Source organism: Cupriavidus sp. 10L45 (assembly GCF_056395225.1).
Map to the genome: position 1 here is coordinate 58,112 of NZ_JBFTJC010000013.1, position 17,645 is coordinate 75,756.

15 protein-coding genes are annotated in these 17,645 nt (G+C 66.1%); 12 read left to right on the forward strand and 3 right to left on the reverse strand.

Annotated elements, in window-relative coordinates; all coding sequences use genetic code 11:
• The first annotated feature begins 74 nt into the window (after nucleotides 1-74).
• From AC1DFU_RS21915 to AC1DFU_RS21935, 5 genes are all read left to right on the forward strand, one after another.
• Nucleotides 75-1,862, forward strand: coding sequence for an acyl-CoA dehydrogenase C-terminal domain-containing protein (locus AC1DFU_RS21915; protein WP_092291839.1), 1,788 nt, complete (start codon nucleotides 75-77; stop codon nucleotides 1,860-1,862).
• Nucleotides 1,863-1,947: 85 nt separating this feature from the next.
• The gene (locus AC1DFU_RS21920; RefSeq protein ID WP_092291841.1) at nucleotides 1,948-4,374 is read left to right on the forward strand and encodes a 3-hydroxyacyl-CoA dehydrogenase/enoyl-CoA hydratase family protein; all 2,427 of its coding nucleotides are present in this window, start codon (nucleotides 1,948-1,950) and stop codon (nucleotides 4,372-4,374) included.
• A 21-nt stretch (nucleotides 4,375-4,395) separates the two neighbouring features.
• Nucleotides 4,396-5,595: an acetyl-CoA C-acyltransferase gene (locus AC1DFU_RS21925; RefSeq protein WP_092291843.1), complete on the forward strand. Its 1,200-nt coding sequence runs from the start codon at nucleotides 4,396-4,398 to the stop codon at nucleotides 5,593-5,595.
• 136 nt (nucleotides 5,596-5,731) lie between these two features.
• The gene (locus tag AC1DFU_RS21930; RefSeq protein WP_092291845.1) at nucleotides 5,732-6,688 is read left to right on the forward strand and encodes a DegV family protein; all 957 of its coding nucleotides are present in this window, start codon (nucleotides 5,732-5,734) and stop codon (nucleotides 6,686-6,688) included.
• A 41-nt stretch (nucleotides 6,689-6,729) separates the two neighbouring features.
• Entirely contained in the window at nucleotides 6,730-7,506 is a 777-nt protein-coding gene (locus AC1DFU_RS21935; RefSeq protein ID WP_441591687.1) for an enoyl-CoA hydratase, read from the forward strand.
• Nucleotides 7,507-7,524: 18 nt separating this feature from the next.
• Here AC1DFU_RS21935 and AC1DFU_RS21940 read toward each other — a convergent pair whose 3' ends face one another.
• The gene (locus AC1DFU_RS21940) at nucleotides 7,525-7,929 is read right to left on the reverse strand and encodes an acyl-CoA thioesterase (RefSeq protein WP_092291849.1); all 405 of its coding nucleotides are present in this window, start codon (nucleotides 7,927-7,929) and stop codon (nucleotides 7,525-7,527) included.
• Nucleotides 7,930-8,026: 97 nt separating this feature from the next.
• On the opposite strand from AC1DFU_RS21940, the gene AC1DFU_RS21945 reads away from it, so the two are divergent.
• The 4 genes from AC1DFU_RS21945 (at nucleotide 8,027) to AC1DFU_RS21960 (ending at nucleotide 12,827) form a co-directional block, all read left to right on the forward strand.
• Nucleotides 8,027-9,928 carry an ABCB family ABC transporter ATP-binding protein/permease gene (locus tag AC1DFU_RS21945; RefSeq protein WP_092291851.1) on the forward strand — a complete coding sequence of 634 codons (1,902 nt, stop codon included), beginning with the start codon at nucleotides 8,027-8,029 and terminating at the stop codon, nucleotides 9,926-9,928.
• Between the two features lie 182 nt (nucleotides 9,929-10,110).
• On the forward strand, nucleotides 10,111-11,169 hold the full coding sequence (locus tag AC1DFU_RS21950; protein ID WP_092291853.1) for an ABC transporter substrate-binding protein: 1,059 nt from the start codon (nucleotides 10,111-10,113) through the stop codon (nucleotides 11,167-11,169).
• Nucleotides 11,169-12,038 carry an ABC transporter ATP-binding protein gene (locus AC1DFU_RS21955; protein WP_092291855.1) on the forward strand — a complete coding sequence of 290 codons (870 nt, stop codon included), beginning with the start codon at nucleotides 11,169-11,171 and terminating at the stop codon, nucleotides 12,036-12,038. Before AC1DFU_RS21950 ends, AC1DFU_RS21955 begins: the two co-directional genes overlap by 1 nt.
• A 15-nt stretch (nucleotides 12,039-12,053) precedes the next feature.
• Nucleotides 12,054-12,827: an ABC transporter permease gene (locus tag AC1DFU_RS21960; RefSeq protein ID WP_092291857.1), complete on the forward strand. Its 774-nt coding sequence runs from the start codon at nucleotides 12,054-12,056 to the stop codon at nucleotides 12,825-12,827.
• A 19-nt stretch (nucleotides 12,828-12,846) separates the two neighbouring features.
• Here AC1DFU_RS21960 and AC1DFU_RS21965 read toward each other — a convergent pair whose 3' ends face one another.
• Both AC1DFU_RS21965 and AC1DFU_RS21970 read right to left on the reverse strand, forming a co-directional pair.
• Nucleotides 12,847-13,305 (reverse strand): Lrp/AsnC family transcriptional regulator, encoded by a 459-nt coding sequence (locus AC1DFU_RS21965; protein ID WP_092291859.1) that lies wholly within the window; start codon nucleotides 13,303-13,305, stop codon nucleotides 12,847-12,849.
• A 6-nt stretch (nucleotides 13,306-13,311) separates the two neighbouring features.
• Complete coding sequence (locus tag AC1DFU_RS21970; protein WP_255370714.1) at nucleotides 13,312-13,842, reverse strand: cysteine dioxygenase family protein; 531 nt, start codon at nucleotides 13,840-13,842, stop codon at nucleotides 13,312-13,314.
• A gap of 177 nt (nucleotides 13,843-14,019) precedes the next feature.
• Here AC1DFU_RS21970 and AC1DFU_RS21975 point away from each other — a divergent pair, with 177 nt between their 5' ends.
• The 3 genes from AC1DFU_RS21975 (at nucleotide 14,020) to AC1DFU_RS21985 (ending at nucleotide 17,588) form a co-directional block, all read left to right on the forward strand.
• Complete coding sequence (locus tag AC1DFU_RS21975; protein ID WP_092292143.1) at nucleotides 14,020-14,970, forward strand: LysR family transcriptional regulator; 951 nt, start codon at nucleotides 14,020-14,022, stop codon at nucleotides 14,968-14,970.
• A gap of 122 nt (nucleotides 14,971-15,092) precedes the next feature.
• Entirely contained in the window at nucleotides 15,093-16,400 is a 1,308-nt protein-coding gene (locus AC1DFU_RS21980; protein ID WP_092291861.1) for a Glu/Leu/Phe/Val family dehydrogenase, read from the forward strand.
• Nucleotides 16,401-16,688: 288 nt separating this feature from the next.
• Nucleotides 16,689-17,588 carry a glutamate/aspartate ABC transporter substrate-binding protein gene (locus AC1DFU_RS21985; protein ID WP_092291863.1) on the forward strand — a complete coding sequence of 300 codons (900 nt, stop codon included), beginning with the start codon at nucleotides 16,689-16,691 and terminating at the stop codon, nucleotides 17,586-17,588.
• Nucleotides 17,589-17,645: the final 57 nt, after the last annotated feature.

Below are 17,645 nucleotides of genomic sequence, written 5' to 3' on the forward strand. Positions count from 1 at the left end.
ACGGTCTCGCCCCCTCCCTGCAGGCGGCGCGGCGCGTGCGTGTGGCGGCATCGCAAACCTCCAAGGAGTTTTTGATGGGCCAGTACACCGCACCGTTGCGCGACATGCAGTTCGTGCTCCATGAACTGCTCGGCGCAGAAGCCGAACTCAAGGCGATGCCGACGCACGCCGACATCGACGCGGACACCATCAACCAGGTTATCGAGGAAGCCGGCAAGTTCTGCGCCGACGTGGTCTTCCCGCTGAACCAGCCCGGCGACCGCGAGGGCTGCACCTACGAGGGCGACGGCGTGGTCCGCGCGCCCAAGGGCTTCAAGGAGGCCTACCAGCAGTACGTCGAAGCCGGCTGGCCGGCGCTGGCCTGCGACCCCGAGTTCGGCGGCCAGGGCCTGCCCATCATCATCAACAACGCGCTGTACGAGATGCTGAACTCGGCCGGCCAGGCGTGGACGATGTACCCGGGCCTCTCGCACGGCGCCTATGAGGCGCTGCATGCCCACGGCACGCCGGAGCTGAAGCAGACCTACGTGCCCAAGCTGGTGTCCGGCGTGTGGACCGGCACGATGTGCCTGACCGAGCCGCATTGCGGCACCGACCTCGGCATGCTGCGCAGCAAGGCCGAGCCGCAGGCCGATGGCTCCTACCTGATCTCGGGCACGAAGATCTTCATCTCGGCCGGCGAGCACGACCTGGCCGAGAACATCATTCACCTGGTGCTGGCCCGCCTGCCGGACGCCCCGCAAGGCACCAAGGGCATCTCGCTGTTCGTGGTACCGAAGTTCATCCCCGATGCCAGCGGCAACCCGGGCGAGCGCAACGGCATCAAGTGCGGCTCCATCGAACACAAGATGGGCATCCACGGCAACGCCACCTGCGTGATGAACCTGGACGGCGCGCGGGGCTGGCTCGTGGGCGAGGCGAACAAGGGCCTGAACGCGATGTTCGTGATGATGAACGCCGCGCGCCTGGGCGTGGGCGCCCAGGGCCTGGGCCTGACCGAGGTGGCGTACCAGAACTCGCTGGCCTACGCCAAGGACCGTCTGCAGATGCGCGCGCTGACCGGCCCGAAGGCGCCGGAGAAGCCGGCCGATCCGATCATCGTGCACCCGGACGTGCGCCGCATGCTGCTGACGCAGAAGGCCTACGTCGAAGGCGGCCGCGCGTTCAGCTACTGGACCGCGCTGCAGATCGACCGCGAGCTGTCGCACCCCGACGCCGCCGTGCGCAAGGAAGCCGGCGACCTCGTGGCGCTGCTGACGCCGGTGATCAAGGCCTTCCTGACCGACAACGCGTTCACCTCGACCAACGAGGGCATGCAGGTGTTCGGCGGCCACGGCTACATCGCCGAATGGGGCATGGAGCAGTACGTGCGCGACGCCCGCATCAACATGATCTACGAAGGCACCAACACGATCCAGGCGCTGGACCTGCTGGGCCGCAAGATCCTGGGCGACATGGGCGCCAAGCTGAAGGCGTTCGGCAAGATCGTGCAGGACTTCGTCGAGGAAGAGGGCACCAACGAGGCGATGCAGGAGTTCGTCAACCCGCTGGCCGACATCGGCGACAAGGTGCAGAAGCTGACCATGGAAATCGGCATGAAGGCCATGGGCAACCCGGACGAAGTGGGCGCGGCCGCCGTGCCGTACCTGCGCGTGGTGGGGCACCTGGTGTTCTCGTACTTCTGGGCCCGCATGGCCAAGCTCGCGCTCGAGAAGGAGGGCAGCGGCGACAAGTTCTACACCAGCAAGCTGGCCACGGCGCGGTTTTACTTCGCCAAGCTGCTGCCGGAAACCGCCGCGGAGATCCGCAAGGCGCGCGCCGGCTCGGCCACGCTGATGGCGCTGGACGCCGACCTGTTCTGATTTGCCGGCAGGCGCGCGCGGCCATCCGCCGCCGCGCCTGCCCGTACCTCACATCCTCTCAACGCTCACAGACTGAGGAGCGCGCATGTCCAATTTCATCGTCAAGAAAGTCGCCGTGCTGGGTGCCGGCGTCATGGGGGCGCAGATTGCCGCCCACCTGGTCAACGCCCGCGTGCCCGTGGTGCTGTTCGACCTGCCCGCCAAGGAAGGCCCCAAGAACGGCATCGCCCTGCGCGCCATCGAGAACCTGAAGAAGCTCTCGCCCGCGCCGCTCGGCATCAAGGACGAGGCCGGCCTGATCCGCGCCGCCAACTACGAGGACGACATCGCCCTGCTGGGCGAGTGCGACGTGGTGATCGAGGCCATCGCCGAGCGCATGGACTGGAAGCACGACCTCTACAAGAAGGTGGCCCCGCACCTCGCCCCGCATGCGATCTTCGCGACCAATACCTCGGGGCTGTCGATCACCGCGCTGTCGGATGGCTTCGACGCTGGCCTGAAGGCCCGCTTCTGTGGCGTGCACTTCTTCAACCCGCCGCGCTACATGCACCTGGTGGAGCTGATTCCGACGGCCACCACGCAGCCCGAGATCCTCGACCGCCTGGAAGCCTTCCTGACCACCACGCTCGGCAAGGGCGTGGTGCGCGCCAAGGACACGCCGAACTTCATCGCCAACCGCGTCGGCATTTTCTCGATCCTGGCCGTGTTCGCCGAGGCCGAGAAGTTCGGCATTCCGTTCGATGTCGTCGATGACCTGACCGGTTCCAAGCTGGGCCGCGCCAAGTCCGCCACGTTCCGCACCGCCGATGTGGTGGGCCTGGACACCATGGCGCACGTGATCAAGACGATGCAGGACAACCTGACCAACGACCCGTTCGCACCGGTCTACCAGACGCCGACCGTGCTGAAGGGGCTGGTCGATGCGGGCGCGCTGGGCCAGAAGACCGGCGCCGGCTTCTACAAGAAGGAAGGCAAGGCGATCAAGGTGCTGGACGCCAAGACCGGCCAGTACGTGGAGTCGGGCAAGAAGGCCGACGAGATCGTGGTCCGCATGCTCAAGAAGGAGCCGGCGGAGCGCATCAAGCTGCTGCGCGAATCGACCAACCCGCAGGCGCAGTTCCTGTGGAGCGTCTTCCGCGACGTGTTCCACTACATCGCCGTCTACCTCGAACAGATCGCCGGTTCGGCGGCGGACGTGGACCTCGCCATCCGCTGGGGCTTCGGCTGGAACTCGGGCCCGTTCGAAGACTGGCAGGCCGCCGGCTGGAAGCAGGTGGCCGAGTGGGTCAAGGAAGATGTCGATGCAGGCAAGGCGCTGTCGAACGCCGCGTTGCCCGCCTGGGTGTTCAGCGGTGCCGTGGCCGAGAACCAGGGCGTGCATAGCGCCAAGGGTTCGTGGTCGCCGGCGACCAGTTCGTTCGTCCAGCGCGCCGAACTGCCGGTGTACCAGCGCCAGGTGTTCCGCGCAGCGCTGCGCGGCACCGACGCGGCCGATCCGCGCACGGCTGGCAAGACTGTCGAAGAGAACGATGCCGTGCGCATCTGGACCAGCGCCGGCGCCGACGACGTGCTGGTGGTGTCCTTCAAGAGCAAGATGAACACGATCGGGCCGGATGTCATCGACGGCCTGACGCGCGCCATCGACCTGGCCGAAGCCGGCTACAAGGGTCTAGTGGTGTGGCAGCCGACCTCGCTGCAACTGGGCGCGCCCGGCGGTCCGTTCTCGGCCGGCGCCAACCTCGAAGCTGCCATGCCCGCGTTCATGATGGGCGGCGCCAAGGGCATCGAGCCGTTCGTCAAGAAGTTCCAGGACGGCATGATGCGCGTGAAGTATTCGGCCGTGCCGGTGGTGGCGGCGGCGTCGGGCATCGCGCTCGGCGGTGGCTGCGAGCTGATGCTCCATTCGGCCAAGCGTGTGGCCGCGCTCGAAACCTACATCGGCCTCGTCGAAGTGGGCGTGGGCCTGGTCCCGGCCGGTGGCGGCCTCAAGGAGGCGGCACTGGCTGCCGCGCGCGCGGCGCAGGCGGCGGGCAGCACCAACTACCTGCAATTCCTGACCAACCGCTTCCAGGCGGCGGCGATGGCGAAGGTGTCCACCTCGGCGCTCGATGCGCAGCAGATTGGCTATCTGCAACCGACTGACACCATCGTCTTCAACGTCCACGAACTGCTGTACGTGGCGCAGAGCGAAGTGCGCGCGCTGGCCAACGCCGGCTACCGCGCCCCGGTGCCCGGCGCGCTGGTGCCGGTGGCGGGCCGCTCGGGCATCGCCACCATCCAGGCGTCGCTGGTCAACATGCGCGACGGCAACTTTATCTCGGCCCACGATTTCCTGATCGCCACGCGTATCGCCGAGGCCGTGTGCGGCGGCGACGTGGAAGCCGGCTCGCTGGTCAGCGAGGACTGGCTGCTGGCGCTGGAGCGCCGCGCGTTCATCGAGCTGCTCGGCACGGGCAAGACGCAGGAGCGCATCATGGGCATGCTGCAGACCGGCAAGCCGGTGCGCAACTAACAGGCCAGAATAGGAACCGACATCATGAAACAACTGCAAGACGCCTACATCGTCGCGGCCACCCGTTCGCCCATCGGCAAGGCCCCCAAGGGCGCGTTCCGGAACACCCGGCCTGACGACCTGCTCGCCATGATCCTGCGCGCTGCCGTGGCGCAGGTGCCCAATCTCGATCCGGCGCTGATCGAAGACGCCATCGTGGGCTGCGCCATCCCCGAAGCCCAGCAGGGCCTGAACGTGGCGCGCATCGGCGCGCTGCTCTCGGGCCTGCCAAACACCGTGGGCGGCATCACCGTGAACCGCTTCTGCGCCTCGGGCGTGTCGGCCGTGGCGATGGCCGCGGACCGCATCCGCGTGGGCGAGTCGGACGTGATGATCGCCGCCGGCGTGGAATCGATGAGCATGGTGCCGATGATGGGCAACACGCCGTCGATGTCGCCGTCGATCTTCACGCGCGATGAGAACGTCGGCATCGCCTACGGCATGGGCCTGACCGCCGAGAAGGTGGCGACCCAGTGGCAGGTCAGCCGCGAGGATCAGGACGCGTTCTCGCTGGCGTCGCACCAGAAGGCGATGGCCGCGCAGCAGGCCGGGGAGTTCGCCGACGAAATTACCCCAATCGAGGTAACCGAGAAGTTCCCGGACCTCGCCACTGGTCAGGTCGGCGTCAAGACGCGTACTATCTCGCTGGACGAGGGTCCGCGCCCCGACACGTCGCTGGAAGGCCTGGCCAAGCTGCGCCCGGTGTTCGCCAACAAGGGCAGCGTGACGGCCGGCAATAGTTCGCAGACGTCGGACGGCGCCGGCGCGCTGATCCTTGTCTCGGAAAAGATCCTCAAGCAGTTCAATCTCGTGCCGCTGGCCCGCTTCGTGTCGTTCGCGGTGCGCGGCGTGCCGCCCGAGATCATGGGGATTGGTCCGAAGGAAGCGATTCCGGCCGCGCTGAAGGCTGCGGGGCTGACGCAGGACCAGATCGACTGGATCGAACTGAACGAGGCCTTCGCCGCGCAGTCGCTGGCGGTGATGCGTGACCTGGCGCTGGACCCGGCCAAGGTCAACCGGATGGGCGGCGCGATTGCGCTGGGCCACCCGCTCGGTGCCACGGGCGCGATCCGCTCGGCCACCGTGGTGCACGCGCTGCGTCGCCACAACCTCAAATACGGCATGGTGACCATGTGCGTCGGCACGGGCATGGGCGCCGCCGGTATCTTCGAGCGCGTTTAAACGCGCCAGGGGCAGCGCGCCACCGGGACAGCCCGGCGGGTGGGCTGTCCCGAACCCTCTGATCAGGTGAAGAACGTAGTGCGATGGAACGGAGAAGCCACACACTGAAACGCTTGATACGGAGGAACACAATAATATGCAGGAGACAGCTATTCTGGCCGACGCGGCATGCGACATGCCGCGCGCAATGATGGACGCGCTGGGCGTCCATACCATCCCTTTCCGGATTCGCGCTGGCGACCGCTTCGTGGTCGACACCCGCGACGAAGCCGCGCTGCCCGACCTGTACCAGCAGTACCTGGTCGGCAAGCAGGACCACTACGCCGAATCGATCCCCCTGCTCGAACGCGAGCTGGAAGACCATCTGCTCAAGCATGTGGTGGCCGGCTGCGACCGTGCCATCCTGCTGACGATTGCCAGCACGCGCAGCAAGTTCTACGCGAACGCCACCGGCGCCGTGGTCGGCACCGTGGCGCGCAGCTTCAAGCTGCGCAAGGACGCCGGGCGCAGCGGCCTGTTCGACCTGACCGTGATCGACACCGGCGCCATCGGCCCGGGCCAGGCGCTGATCGTGCGCGAGGTGGCCCGCATGCTGGGCCACGGCGGTGACGCCGCGGCGATCTCCCATGCCGTGGAGACCCGCCTGCGCGACGCCGCCCACATGATCATGGTGCCGAACGAGCTGCTCTATATGTATACGCGCGCCAAGCAGAAGGGCGAGAACAGCATCACCTGGGGCCGCTACATGCTGGGCAATGCGTTCAACATCCGCCCGATCATCCGCATGCACCAGGGCGAGACCGAGGCGATTGCCAAGGCGCGCGGACAGGAGGACGGCATCCGCCGGCTGCTGGCTCATGCCGAGAGCTGCGTGCGGGCCGGCTGCCTGCTGACGCCGGACATCTCGGTGGCCTATGCCGGCAATATCGACGAAGTGCGCGCGTGGCCCGCGTGGCAGTCGCTGGCCGCCACGGCCGAGCGCGCCGGCGTGGAGCTGATGCTGGCCCCGATGAGCCTGACCGTGGCGCTGAACATCGGCGCCGGCGCGTTCAGCATCGGTTACCTTTCCGAAGTGCCGCCACCGTTCGTATGAGCGGCATCCCAATGAGCTAGACGAGACAGACGAGGTTTGACATGAGCATTGCCACACGAATCGACCAGGGCATCCTGACCATCGGCTTCGACCGCATCGACAAGAAGAATGCGATCACGGCCGCGATGTACCAGACCATGGCCGATGCGCTGCGCGCGGCGGAGACTGACGCCGCCGTGCGTGTGATCGTGATCGAGGGCAAGCCGGAGATCTTCACCGCCGGCAACGACCTCGAGGACTTCATGAAGCGCCCGCCGTCGCACGGCGCGGATGGCACGCCGGCGCCGGTGTTCCAGTTCCTGCATGCGATCAGCCACGCGAGCAAGCCCGTGGTGGCGGCGGTCAGTGGCGCGGCGGTGGGCATCGGCACGACGCTGCTGCTGCATTGCGATCTCGTCTACGCCTCGGACACGGCGAAGCTGTCCCTGCCGTTCGCGCAGCTCGGCCTGTGCCCGGAGGCGGCGTCGAGCCTGCTGCTCCCGCGTCTGGTCGGCTATCAGCGCGCTGCCGAGAAGCTGATGCTGGGCGAGGCGTTCAGCGCGCAGGAGGCGCTGGCGATGGGTCTGGTGACCAAGGTGCTGCCGGTGGCCGAATTGCAGGACTACGTGCGCCAGCAGGCGGCCAAGCTGGCCGCGCTGCCGGCGTCGTCGCTGCGCGAGACCAAGCGGCTCATGAAGGGCGACGACGTGGCAGCCGTCGAGAAGAAGATGGGCGAGGAGGGCGAGGTGTTCCGGCGCATGCTGGTGGCGCCGGAAGCGAAAGAGGCGTTCTCGGCGTTCTTCGAGAAGCGCAAGCCCGATTTCTCGAAGTTCAGCTAAGACGCGAGCGTTGGCGCTTCAGGCGGTCGGGAGGGTTCTCGGCTGCCGCGTATCGTCGGTGGCCACGTAGGTCAGCGTGGCCTCCGTCACCTTCACGCATTCGTGGCTGTGGCGCATGCGTTGCGCGTAGACCTCCACCGACACGGTGATCGAGGTCCGGCCGGTCTTGACGATATCGGCATAGAAGCTCACCAGATCGCCCACCATCACCGGGTGCTTGAACAGGAACGAGTTCACGGCCACCGTGGCGACGCGGCCCTGGGCGCGCTCCACCGCCGGGATCGAACCGGCGATGTCCACCTGGGACATGATCCAGCCGCCGAACACATCGCCATGCACATTGGCGTCGGCGGGCATCGGCACCACGCGGAGAGCGGGGTTCTTGCCGGCAGGCAGTTCGGAGAGCGGGGCAGGATGGTTCATATCGGCAGGAAGGTAAGGCGGGGTGCGGGGGAATGTCATGGCCTGCCGGGATGTGCGATCTCTGCGACAATCGCGGCATTGGCAAGAATTCTAACGTATGCGCCGCTACTCCACGTCCGCCGATTCCCCCCCCGAATCGGCCAAATCGCTGTTCCCCGCCGGCGGCAAGCCCCGCAGCGACTGGCAGACCGTCCGTAACCTGCTGCCCTACGTCTGGCACTACAAGTGGCGCGTGATGCTGGCGCTGACCTGCCTGGTGGCGGCCAAGGTGGCCAACCTCGGCGTGCCGGTGCTGATGAAGAAGCTGATCGACAGCATGAACATCGCCCCCGGCGATACCGCCGCGCTGCTCGTGGTGCCGGTCGGCCTGATCGTCGCCTACGGGGTGCTGCGGCTCTCGGGCACGCTGTTCACCGAGTTGCGGGAGATCCTCTTTTCGAAGGTGACGCAGAGCGCGGTGCGCGAGATCGCGCTGCAGGTCTTCCGCCATCTGCACGCGCTGTCGCTGCGCTTCCACCTGGACCGGCAGACCGGCGGCATGAGCCGCGACATCGAGCGCGGCACGCGCGGCATCCAGTCCCTGATCTCGTACTCGCTGTACAGCATCCTGCCCACGCTGGTGGAGATGTCGCTGGTGATCGGCTTCTTCGTGGTCCGCTACGACATCTGGTTCGCGGCGATCACCACCTGCGCGCTGGTCGGCTACATCGTGTTCACCATCGTCGTGACCGAGTGGCGCACGCACTTCCGGCGCAAGATGAACGAGCTGGACTCGCGCGCCAACCAGAAGGCGATCGACTCGCTGCTGAACTTCGAGACCGTGAAGTACTTCGGCAACGAGGAATACGAGGCCCACCGCTACGACGAGAACCTGCGCACCTACCGCACCGCCGCGATCCGCTCGCAGAACTCGCTGTCGTTCCTGAACTTCGGCCAGCAGACCATCATCGCCCTGGGGCTGATCCTGATCCTGTGGCGCGCCACGGTGGGCGTGGCGGCCGGCACGCTGACGCTTGGCGACCTTGTGCTGGTGAACACGCTGATGATCCAGCTCTATATCCCGCTGAACTTCCTCGGCGTGATCTACCGCGAGATCAAGCAGTCGACGACCGACATGGACCGCATGTTCGTCCTGCTCGGCACGAACCAGGAGGTGGCCGACACGCCCGGGGCGCTCCCGCTCCAGGTGCGCGGCGCCGAGGTGCGCTTCCGCCATGTGGGATTCGGCTACGAGAGCAACCGGGTGATCCTGGACGACGTCGATTTCACCATCGCCGCCGGGACGACCACCGCCGTGGTCGGCCACAGCGGCTCGGGCAAGTCCACGCTGGCGCGGCTGCTGTTCCGCTTCTACGACGTGTCCCGCGGCGGGATCGAGGTCGATGGCCAGGACATCCGCAACGTGCGCCAGTCGAGCCTGCGGGCGTCGATCGGCATCGTGCCGCAGGACACCGTGCTGTTCAACGACAGCATCTACTACAACATCGCCTACGGCCGGCCGGAGGCCACGCGCGACGAGGTCATCGAAGCCGCGCGCGCGGCCCAGATCGACACCTTCATCCGCGAACTGCCGCAGGGCTACGACACCCCGGTGGGCGAGCGCGGCCTGAAGCTGTCCGGCGGCGAGAAACAGCGCGTGGCCATCGCCCGCACGCTGCTCAAGAATCCGCCGATCCTGGTGTTCGACGAAGCCACCTCGGCGCTTGATTCGCGCACCGAGCAGGCCATCCAGGCCGAACTGATGCGGCTGGCGCAAAACCGCACCACGCTGCTGATCGCCCACCGGCTCTCCACCGTGGTCCACGCCGACCAGATCCTGGTGATGGATCACGGCCGCATCGTCGAGCGCGGCACGCATGCCGAGCTGATGCGCGCCAACGGCCGCTACGCGGAGATGTGGCTGATTCAGGCGCGCAGCGCGGCGGAGGGGGCGGTGGAGGCGGCGTCGCCGTCCGACGTGCTCGCCATCGACGTCGGCGACGCCACGCAGGACGCCTGAGATTGGCTTGGGATTGTCGACAATCGCTGTCGGCAACCCCGTCCCACAGAGCGCCGCGCACAATCATGGTTCGTCAATGCACGGCGCGCATGCCCCGGATCGGGGCATGACACCCATGTGAAAAGCTGGCACGCGCCTTGCGAAAAGCCTTCCCAGGAGAGATCAACAACTGGAGAAGGTTCATGCCGCAATTCGCCGCGCGCCGTCATCTGCTGAAGCTGTGTACCGCATTGGGCACCACCATGGTGCTGTCGACACTCTGTGCAGGCACCGCTCAGGCGCAAGCCGCCACCAAGGTCCGCTTCCAGCTCGACTGGCGTTTCGAGGGCCCGTCCGCGCTGTTCCTGCTGGGCGAGCAGAAGGGCTACTACAAGGCGGAGAAGCTCGACGTGTCCATCGACGCTGGCAACGGCTCGGGCAACGTGGTCAACCGCGTGGCCTCCGGCACCTACGACATGGGCTTCGCCGACCTGGCCTCGGTGATGGAGTTCTACGGCAATAACCCGGACGCCAAGAACAAGCCGGTGGCCGTGATGATGGTCTACAACAACACGCCGGCCGCCGTGCTGGCGCTGAAGAAGTCCGGCATCCGCGCGCCCAAGGACCTGGCCGGCAAGAAGCTCGGCGCCCCGGTGTTCGATGCCGGCCGCCGCGCCTTCCCGATCTTCGCCAAGGCCAATGGCCTCCAGGCACAGTCGTTCAACTGGCAGGCGATGGACCCCACGCTGCGCGAGACCATGCTCACGCGCGGCGACCTGGACGCCATCACCGGCTTCTCGTTCACGTCGATCCTGAACCTGAACGCGCGTGGTGTGAAGGATGAGGACATCGTCGTCCTGCCGTACCCGCAGTTCGGCGTGAAGCTGTACGGCAACGCCATCATCGCCTCCGAGCAGTTCCTGAAGAGCAACCCGGAGACGGTCAAGGCGTTCCTGCGCGCGTTCTCCAAGTCCGCGCGCGACGTGATCGCGCATCCCGAGGAAGGCATCAAGGCCGTGAAGGCCCGTGACGGCATCATCGACGAGAAGCTGGAGGTGCGCCGCCTGAAGCTGGCGCTGGACAGCGTGGTGAAGTCGCCCGATGCCAAGGCCGAGGGCTTCGGCCGCGTGAGCAAGCCGCGCCTCTCGCTGATGGCGTCGCAGGTGGCCGATGCCTTCGGCACCAAGGGCCGGATCAACCCGGACACGCTCTGGACCGACGCCTACCTGCCTTCTGCCGCCGAACTGGACGTCCTGCGATGATGATGGCGCGAGAAAGCCTGTCCCCCGCCTCGGGCGGGGCGGCCAGCGGGGTCACGGAGGCCACCCTGGCTCCCCCGAAGCCGTTCGTCGATTTCAACCGTGTCTGGCTCGCCTATGACGACGAGCTGGCGCGGCGTGGCGAGTTCGCCGTGGAGGACATCTCGCTGCAGGCGGCGCAGGGCGAGTTCATCGCCATCGTCGGGCCGTCCGGCTGCGGCAAGTCCACCTTCATGAAGCTGGCCACCGGGCTGCGGCCGGCCACGCGCGGCGTGGTCAGCATCGCGGGCGAGAAGGTGAACGGCCCGCTCAAGCAGGTCGGCATGGCCTTCCAGGCGCCGACGCTGCTGCCGTGGCGCACCACGCTCGACAACGTGATGCTGCCGCTGGAGATCGTCGAGCCGTACCGCTCCACCATGCGCGCCAAGCGCAAGGAGTACGAGGCCCGGGCGCGCGACCTGCTCAAGACCGTCGGCCTCGCGGGCTACGAGGACAAGTTCCCGTGGCAGCTGTCCGGCGGGATGCAGCAGCGCGCGTCGATCTGCCGCGCGCTGATCCACCAGCCGCGCATGCTGCTGCTGGACGAGCCGTTCGGCGCGCTCGACGCCTTCACGCGCGAGGAACTCTGGTGCGTGCTGCGCGACCTCTGGCAGGCCCAGCGCTTCAACGTCATCCTCGTCACGCACGACCTGCGCGAGGCCGTGTTCCTGGCCGACACGGTCTACGTGATGAGCGCCCGCCCGGGCCGTATCCTGTTGCGCAAGGAGATCGACCTGCCGCGTCCGCGCGCGCTCGACGTCACCTATTCCGAACCGTTCGCCGAACGCGTGCACGAGTTGCGCGAGAAGATCGGCCACGTCCGCCAGCAATAAGAAGCGATCCACACCATGGCAACCATGACTTCCACCCAGGCAAAGCGCGTGCAGCGCGTGGCGCCGTGGCTCCTGCTGGGGGCTTTCCTGATGGTCTGGCAGGGCGCGTGCCTCGCTTTCCAGATCTCCGATTTCATCCTGCCGAGCCCGTCGGCCATCGTCGCCTCGCTGACCGAGTACAGCGGCGTGATCGCCGGCCATGCCTGGCGCACGTTCTGGACCACGATGGTTGGTTTTGGGCTGGCGATTGGCGTCGGTGTGGTGCTGGGCCTGCTGATGGGCTCGTCGAAGCTGGCCTACGCGGCCACCTACCCGCTGATGACCGCCTTCAACGCGCTGCCCAAGGCCGCCTTCGTGCCGATCCTCGTGGTCTGGTTCGGGCTGGGCGCCGGGCCGGCCATCCTGACGGCGTTCCTGATCTCGTTCTTCCCGATCATGGTCAACATCGCCACCGGGCTGGCCACGCTGGAGCCGGAGCTTGAGGATGTGCTGCGCGTGCTTGGCGCCAAGCGGCGCGACGTGCTGCTCAAGGTGGGCCTGCCGCGCGCGATGCCGTTCTTCTTCGCCTCGCTGAAGGTGGCCATCACGCTGGCCTTCGTCGGCACGACGGTGTCCGAGATGAGCGCCGCGAACGAGGGCATCGGCTACCTGCTGGTGTCGGCCGGCTCGGCGATGAAGATGCCGCTGGCGTTTGCGGGGCTGGTCGTCATCGCCGTGATGGCGATGGGGATGTACGAGCTGTTCGCGGTACTGGAAAAGCGCATGACGGGCTGGGCGCACCGGGGCTGATGCGCCCCGCAGGCGCCGCTCAGGCGTAGTCCAGCGGTAGCGCCGTCGTGTACTTGATTTGTTCCATCGCGAAGCTGGAGCTGACATCGGCCAGTTCCGCGCCCTGGATCAGCTTCTTGTACACGGCGTCGTAGGCGGCGATATCGGGCACCACCACGCGCAGCAGGTAGTCCGTGTCGCCGGCCATGCGGTAGAACTCGGTCACTTCGGGGATCGACGCCACCAGCCCGTGGAAGGCCTTGAGCCATTTCACGTTGTGCTGGTTGGTCCGGATCGACACGAAGACGGTCACGCCCACATTGAGCTTGCCGGCATCCAGCAGCGCCACGCGCTTGCGGATCACGCCCGATTCCTCGAGCTTCTGCACCCGCCGCCAGCACGGCGTGGACGTGAGGCCGACCTGCTCGCCGATATCGGCGACGGGCACGGTGGCGTCTTCCTGGAGGATCTCCAGGATCTGGCGGTCATAGCGGTCCATGAATCCTCAACTGACGATGGTATCCACCAGCAGGTTCACGCCGGTGGCGATGCGGTCCTGGTCCACGCCGTAGATATGGAGCGACACCGCCACGGCGTCGCTGGCATTGCCCAGCGCGTGGATGTGCCGCAGGCCGGCCGGCACGCTGAAAGTGTCGCCGGCCTCGCGGGTGACCGCGTTGACCTGAGATGCGGTGCGGTCCTCCGGGTTCCAGCGGTAGTGGCGCTCGGCCAGCGTGCCGCGCAGCACGCGGTAGGCGCACCAGGTGCGATGGCCGTGGACGGGGCTGAACTGCCCCGGCCGCCAGACCAGCACCATGACCGAGAACCGTTCGAAGGGATCGGCATGGACCAGGTGCCGCGTATAGCGGTCCGGACTGCCTTCGAGCGCGCCCGGCGGCAGGCTGGCGAGCAGCGTGTCGGCGTCCGGCAGGCTGGCCGCCACGTGCGCCGCCACCATCCGCGCGCTCTGGGCGAGCGTGGCTTCCATGCCGGTGGCGAGCGTGGAAAAGGACGAAGGGAGGACAGATGGTTGCATGGCGGTTGCGGGGGCAGGATGGTATCCCATTCATCTTAGTCGGCCCCCCTGAGCAAGGATATCCAATTTGTCGTCCAAATCTCGCTCCAATCGTAATCCTGTTCCAAAAATATTCAAGAAATTGGAATAGATTTGCTCATCGTGCAGCCCGATGGCCGGCAAGCGATAATCCGCGCCATGGAAATCAAATGGCTTGAAGACTTCGTCAGCCTGGCCGAGACGCACAGCTTTTCGCGCTCGGCGGAGCTGCGGCATGTCACGCAACCGGCGTTCTCGCGGCGTATCCAGTCGCTCGAGGCGTGGGTGGGCACCGAACTGATCGACCGATCGAGCTACCCGACCACTCTGACCGACGCCGGAAAGGTGTTCTACGAGCAGGCGCTGGCCATGCTGGCCCAGGTCAGCGAAACCCGGGCGCTAATGCGCGGCCAGCGCTCGGCCAACGCCCAGGTGCTGGAATTCGCGGTGCCGCACACGCTGTCGCTGACCTTCTTCCCGGAATGGCTCAAGGGCGTGGAGCGCAAGGTCGGCACGCTGCCCTGCCGGCTGCGCGCGCTGAACGTCCACGATGCCGTGCTGATGCTGGTGGAGGGCGGCTGCGACCTCGTCATGGTCTACCACCACCCGCGCCAGGCCATCCAGCTGGATCCGGCCCACTACGACATGCTCGTGCTCGGCACCGAGCGGCTGTCGCCCTACAGCGTGCCCGACAGCACTGGCCGGCCCGTGTTCCGGCTGCCCGGCAGCGACAAGAAGCCGGTGCCGTTCCTCAGCTACACGCCCAATGCGTTCCTGGGACGGATGGTGGACATGCTGCTGTCCGAGTCGCCGGACATCCTCAAGCTCGACAAATGCTACGAGACCGATATGGCCGAGGCGCTCAAGGTCATGGCGCTGGCCGGCCACGGCATGGCTTTCCTGCCCGAGAGCGCGGTGCGGGACGACGTGCACGCAGGCCGGCTGGTGCGGGCCGAGGCCGCGCGCGGGCTGCCGCAGTCCATCGACATGGAGATCCGGCTCTACCGCGAACGGCCCACCGATGTCGGCAACGACCGCCGCAGCGGGCAGAGCCGGCGCAAGCGCCAGCTGGTGGACAAGGTCTGGGCTGCGTTGACGACGCAAGCCTGAGGGGTCGGGCGCAAGGTTATGCGCATCTTGCATAATGCTGCAGGGCGGGATGAGCAAACGGCATTGGATTCCGATGTGGAGGCGCCGATATTCTGCGTGTCACCTTCACTCGGAACTCAACGATGTCTTCCGCAGCACCGTCCAAGCCGTCCATCGCCTCCCACATCCTGCCTTCGTACCTGAACGCCGACGCGCTCGGGCCCTGGGGCATCTACCTCCAGCAGGTTGACCGTGTCACGCCCTACCTGGGTTCGCTGGCCCGCTGGGTGGAAACGCTGAAGCGCCCCAAGCGCGCGCTGATCGTGGACGTGCCCATCGAGCTGGACAACGGCACCATCGCCCACTACGAGGGCTATCGCGTGCAGCACAACCTCTCGCGCGGCCCGGGCAAGGGTGGCGTGCGTTTCCACCAGGACGTGACGCTGTCCGAGGTGATGGCCCTGTCCGCGTGGATGTCGGTCAAGAACGCTGCCGTCAACGTGCCCTATGGTGGTGCAAAGGGCGGCATCCGCGTGGATCCGCGCACGCTCTCCACGGCCGAACTGGAACGCCTGACGCGCCGCTACACCAGTGAAATCAACCTGATCATCGGCCCGACCAAGGACATTCCGGCGCCGGACGTGAACACCAACGCCCAGGTCATGGCCTGGATGATGGATACCTACTCGATGAACTCGGGCAGCACGGCCACCGGCGTGGTGACCGGCAAGCCGATCTCGCTGGGCGGCTCGCTGGGCCGTCACGAGGCGACCGGCCGCGGCGTGTTCGTGGTCGGCAAGGAAGCCGCCCGCAACCTCGGCATGGACATCAAGGGCGCGCGCGTGGCCGTGCAGGGCTTCGGCAATGTAGGCGCCGTGGCGGCCAAGCTGTTCCACGAGGCTGGCGCCAAGGTGGTGGCCGTGCAGGACCACCGCACCACGCTGTACAACCCGGCCGGGCTCGATGTGCCGGCGATGATGGAATACGCGTCGCACAGCGGCACGATCGAAGGCTTCCAGGGCGAAGTGCTGACCACCGAGCGGTTCTGGGAAGTCGAGTGCGACATCCTGATCCCGGCCGCACTGGAAGGCCAGATCACGGCCGCCAACGCGCCCAAGATTACGGCCAAGCTGGTGATCGAGGGCGCCAACGGCCCGACCACGCCCCAGGCGGACGACATCCTGCGCGAGCGCAACATCCTGGTCTGCCCGGACGTCATCGCCAATGCCGGCGGCGTGACCGTGTCCTACTTCGAATGGGTGCAGGATTTCTCGAGCTTCTTCTGGACCGAGGAGGAGATCAACGAGCGCCTGGTACGAATCATGCAAGAGGCCTTCCGGGCGATCTGGCAGGTGGCCCAGGACAATAAGGTCACGCTGCGGACGGCTGCGTTTATCGTTGCTTGTACGCGAATCCTGCAGGCGCGCGAGATGCGCGGCCTGTATCCCTGATTGAAACGGGCAATGAAAGGGGCGGATGGATGTTGCGACGCAGCATCCATCCTTTCCCCGGACATGAAAGGACGCGGCGGCCGGAGTTTTCCGGCTGCCGCGTTTTTTGTTGTCTGAATCATTGCAGTTGTGTCGCATTTTGGCGCAATGCCGCGCAACCATGCCTGAACTGGCACCAGTTAGGGGAAAAACCCGTTGTCTTGGGTCACGAGCTAAGCAATACTGTTTCGCCGGTGGGGCGTTTTTTTGCTAGAGTCCCGCCTTTCTCTTCATGGTCAAGGAGATGTTATGAATGTAGCCAAGCTGGCTAGCCTGGCGGTTGCTGCGGGTATTCTGTGCGGTACCGCGCAGGCTGCAGAGCCGCTGACGGGCACGCTGCAGAAGATCAAGGACACGGGTGTCATTACGCTGGGTGTGCGGGATTCCTCGATTCCGTTCAACTACAACCTTGGCGGCGTGCGCCAGGTGGGCTATTCCTACGATATCAATATGAAGATCGTGGAAGCCGTGAAGGACCAGCTGAAGCTGCCGAACCTGCAGGTCAAGGAAATCCCGATCACCTCGCAGAACCGGATCACGCTGCTGCAGAACGGCACGATCGACATCGAGTGCGGTTCCACGACCAATAACCTGGAACGCCAGAAGCAGGCCTCGTTCTCGAACAGCATCTTCATCATCGGCACCCGCATCATGGTGAAGAAGGATGGCGGCATCAAGGACTGGTCTGACCTGAAGGGCAAGAACGTGGTCACCACCGCTGGCACGACGTCCGAGCGCCTGCTGCGCAAGATGAACGACGACCAGAAGCTGGGCGCCAACATCATCAGCACCAAGGACCATGGCCAGTCGTTCCTGACGCTGGAATCGGGCCGTGCCGTGGCGTTCATGATGGACGACGCGCTGCTCTTCGGCGAACGCGCCAAGGCGAAGAACCCGGCCGACTGGATCGTCGTGGGCAAGCCGCAGTCGCGCGAGTCGTACGGCTGCATGATCCGCAAGGATGATGCCCCGTTCAAGAAGGTGACGGACACCGTGATCGCCGGCCTGATGAAGGACGGATCGATCAACACGATGTACACCAAGTGGTTCATGCAACCGGTACCGCCGAAGGGCCTGAACCTGGACTTCCCGCTGTCCGACGACATGAAGGCGCTCTTCAAGAACCCGAACGACAAGGCACTCGACTGATCCCTGTGATCGGAGCAGTGCGAAACGGAAGGAGAAGTCCTTCCGTTTCTTTTTGAA

Excerpts from the sequence above, each read along its gene's own strand:
- AC1DFU_RS21930 (WP_092291845.1), top strand. The coding sequence starts at position 5,732 with ATGCAGGAGACAGCTATTCTGGCCGACGCGGCATGCGACATGCCGCGC.
- AC1DFU_RS21955 (WP_092291855.1), top strand. The coding sequence starts at position 11,169 with ATGATGGCGCGAGAAAGCCTGTCCCCCGCCTCGGGCGGGGCGGCCAGC.
- AC1DFU_RS21950 (WP_092291853.1), top strand. The coding sequence starts at position 10,111 with ATGCCGCAATTCGCCGCGCGCCGTCATCTGCTGAAGCTGTGTACCGCA.
- AC1DFU_RS21945 (WP_092291851.1), top strand. The coding sequence starts at position 8,027 with ATGCGCCGCTACTCCACGTCCGCCGATTCCCCCCCCGAATCGGCCAAA.
- AC1DFU_RS21965 (WP_092291859.1), bottom strand. The coding sequence starts at position 13,305 with ATGGACCGCTATGACCGCCAGATCCTGGAGATCCTCCAGGAAGACGCC.
- AC1DFU_RS21960 (WP_092291857.1), top strand. The coding sequence starts at position 12,054 with ATGGCAACCATGACTTCCACCCAGGCAAAGCGCGTGCAGCGCGTGGCG.
- AC1DFU_RS21940 (WP_092291849.1), bottom strand. The coding sequence starts at position 7,929 with ATGAACCATCCTGCCCCGCTCTCCGAACTGCCTGCCGGCAAGAACCCC.
- AC1DFU_RS21975 (WP_092292143.1), top strand. The coding sequence starts at position 14,020 with ATGGAAATCAAATGGCTTGAAGACTTCGTCAGCCTGGCCGAGACGCAC.
- AC1DFU_RS21935 (WP_441591687.1), top strand. The coding sequence starts at position 6,730 with ATGAGCATTGCCACACGAATCGACCAGGGCATCCTGACCATCGGCTTC.
- AC1DFU_RS21915 (WP_092291839.1), top strand. The coding sequence starts at position 75 with ATGGGCCAGTACACCGCACCGTTGCGCGACATGCAGTTCGTGCTCCAT.
- AC1DFU_RS21920 (WP_092291841.1), top strand. The coding sequence starts at position 1,948 with ATGTCCAATTTCATCGTCAAGAAAGTCGCCGTGCTGGGTGCCGGCGTC.
- AC1DFU_RS21980 (WP_092291861.1), top strand. The coding sequence starts at position 15,093 with ATGTCTTCCGCAGCACCGTCCAAGCCGTCCATCGCCTCCCACATCCTG.
- AC1DFU_RS21985 (WP_092291863.1), top strand. The coding sequence starts at position 16,689 with ATGAATGTAGCCAAGCTGGCTAGCCTGGCGGTTGCTGCGGGTATTCTG.
- AC1DFU_RS21970 (WP_255370714.1), bottom strand. The coding sequence starts at position 13,842 with ATGCAACCATCTGTCCTCCCTTCGTCCTTTTCCACGCTCGCCACCGGC.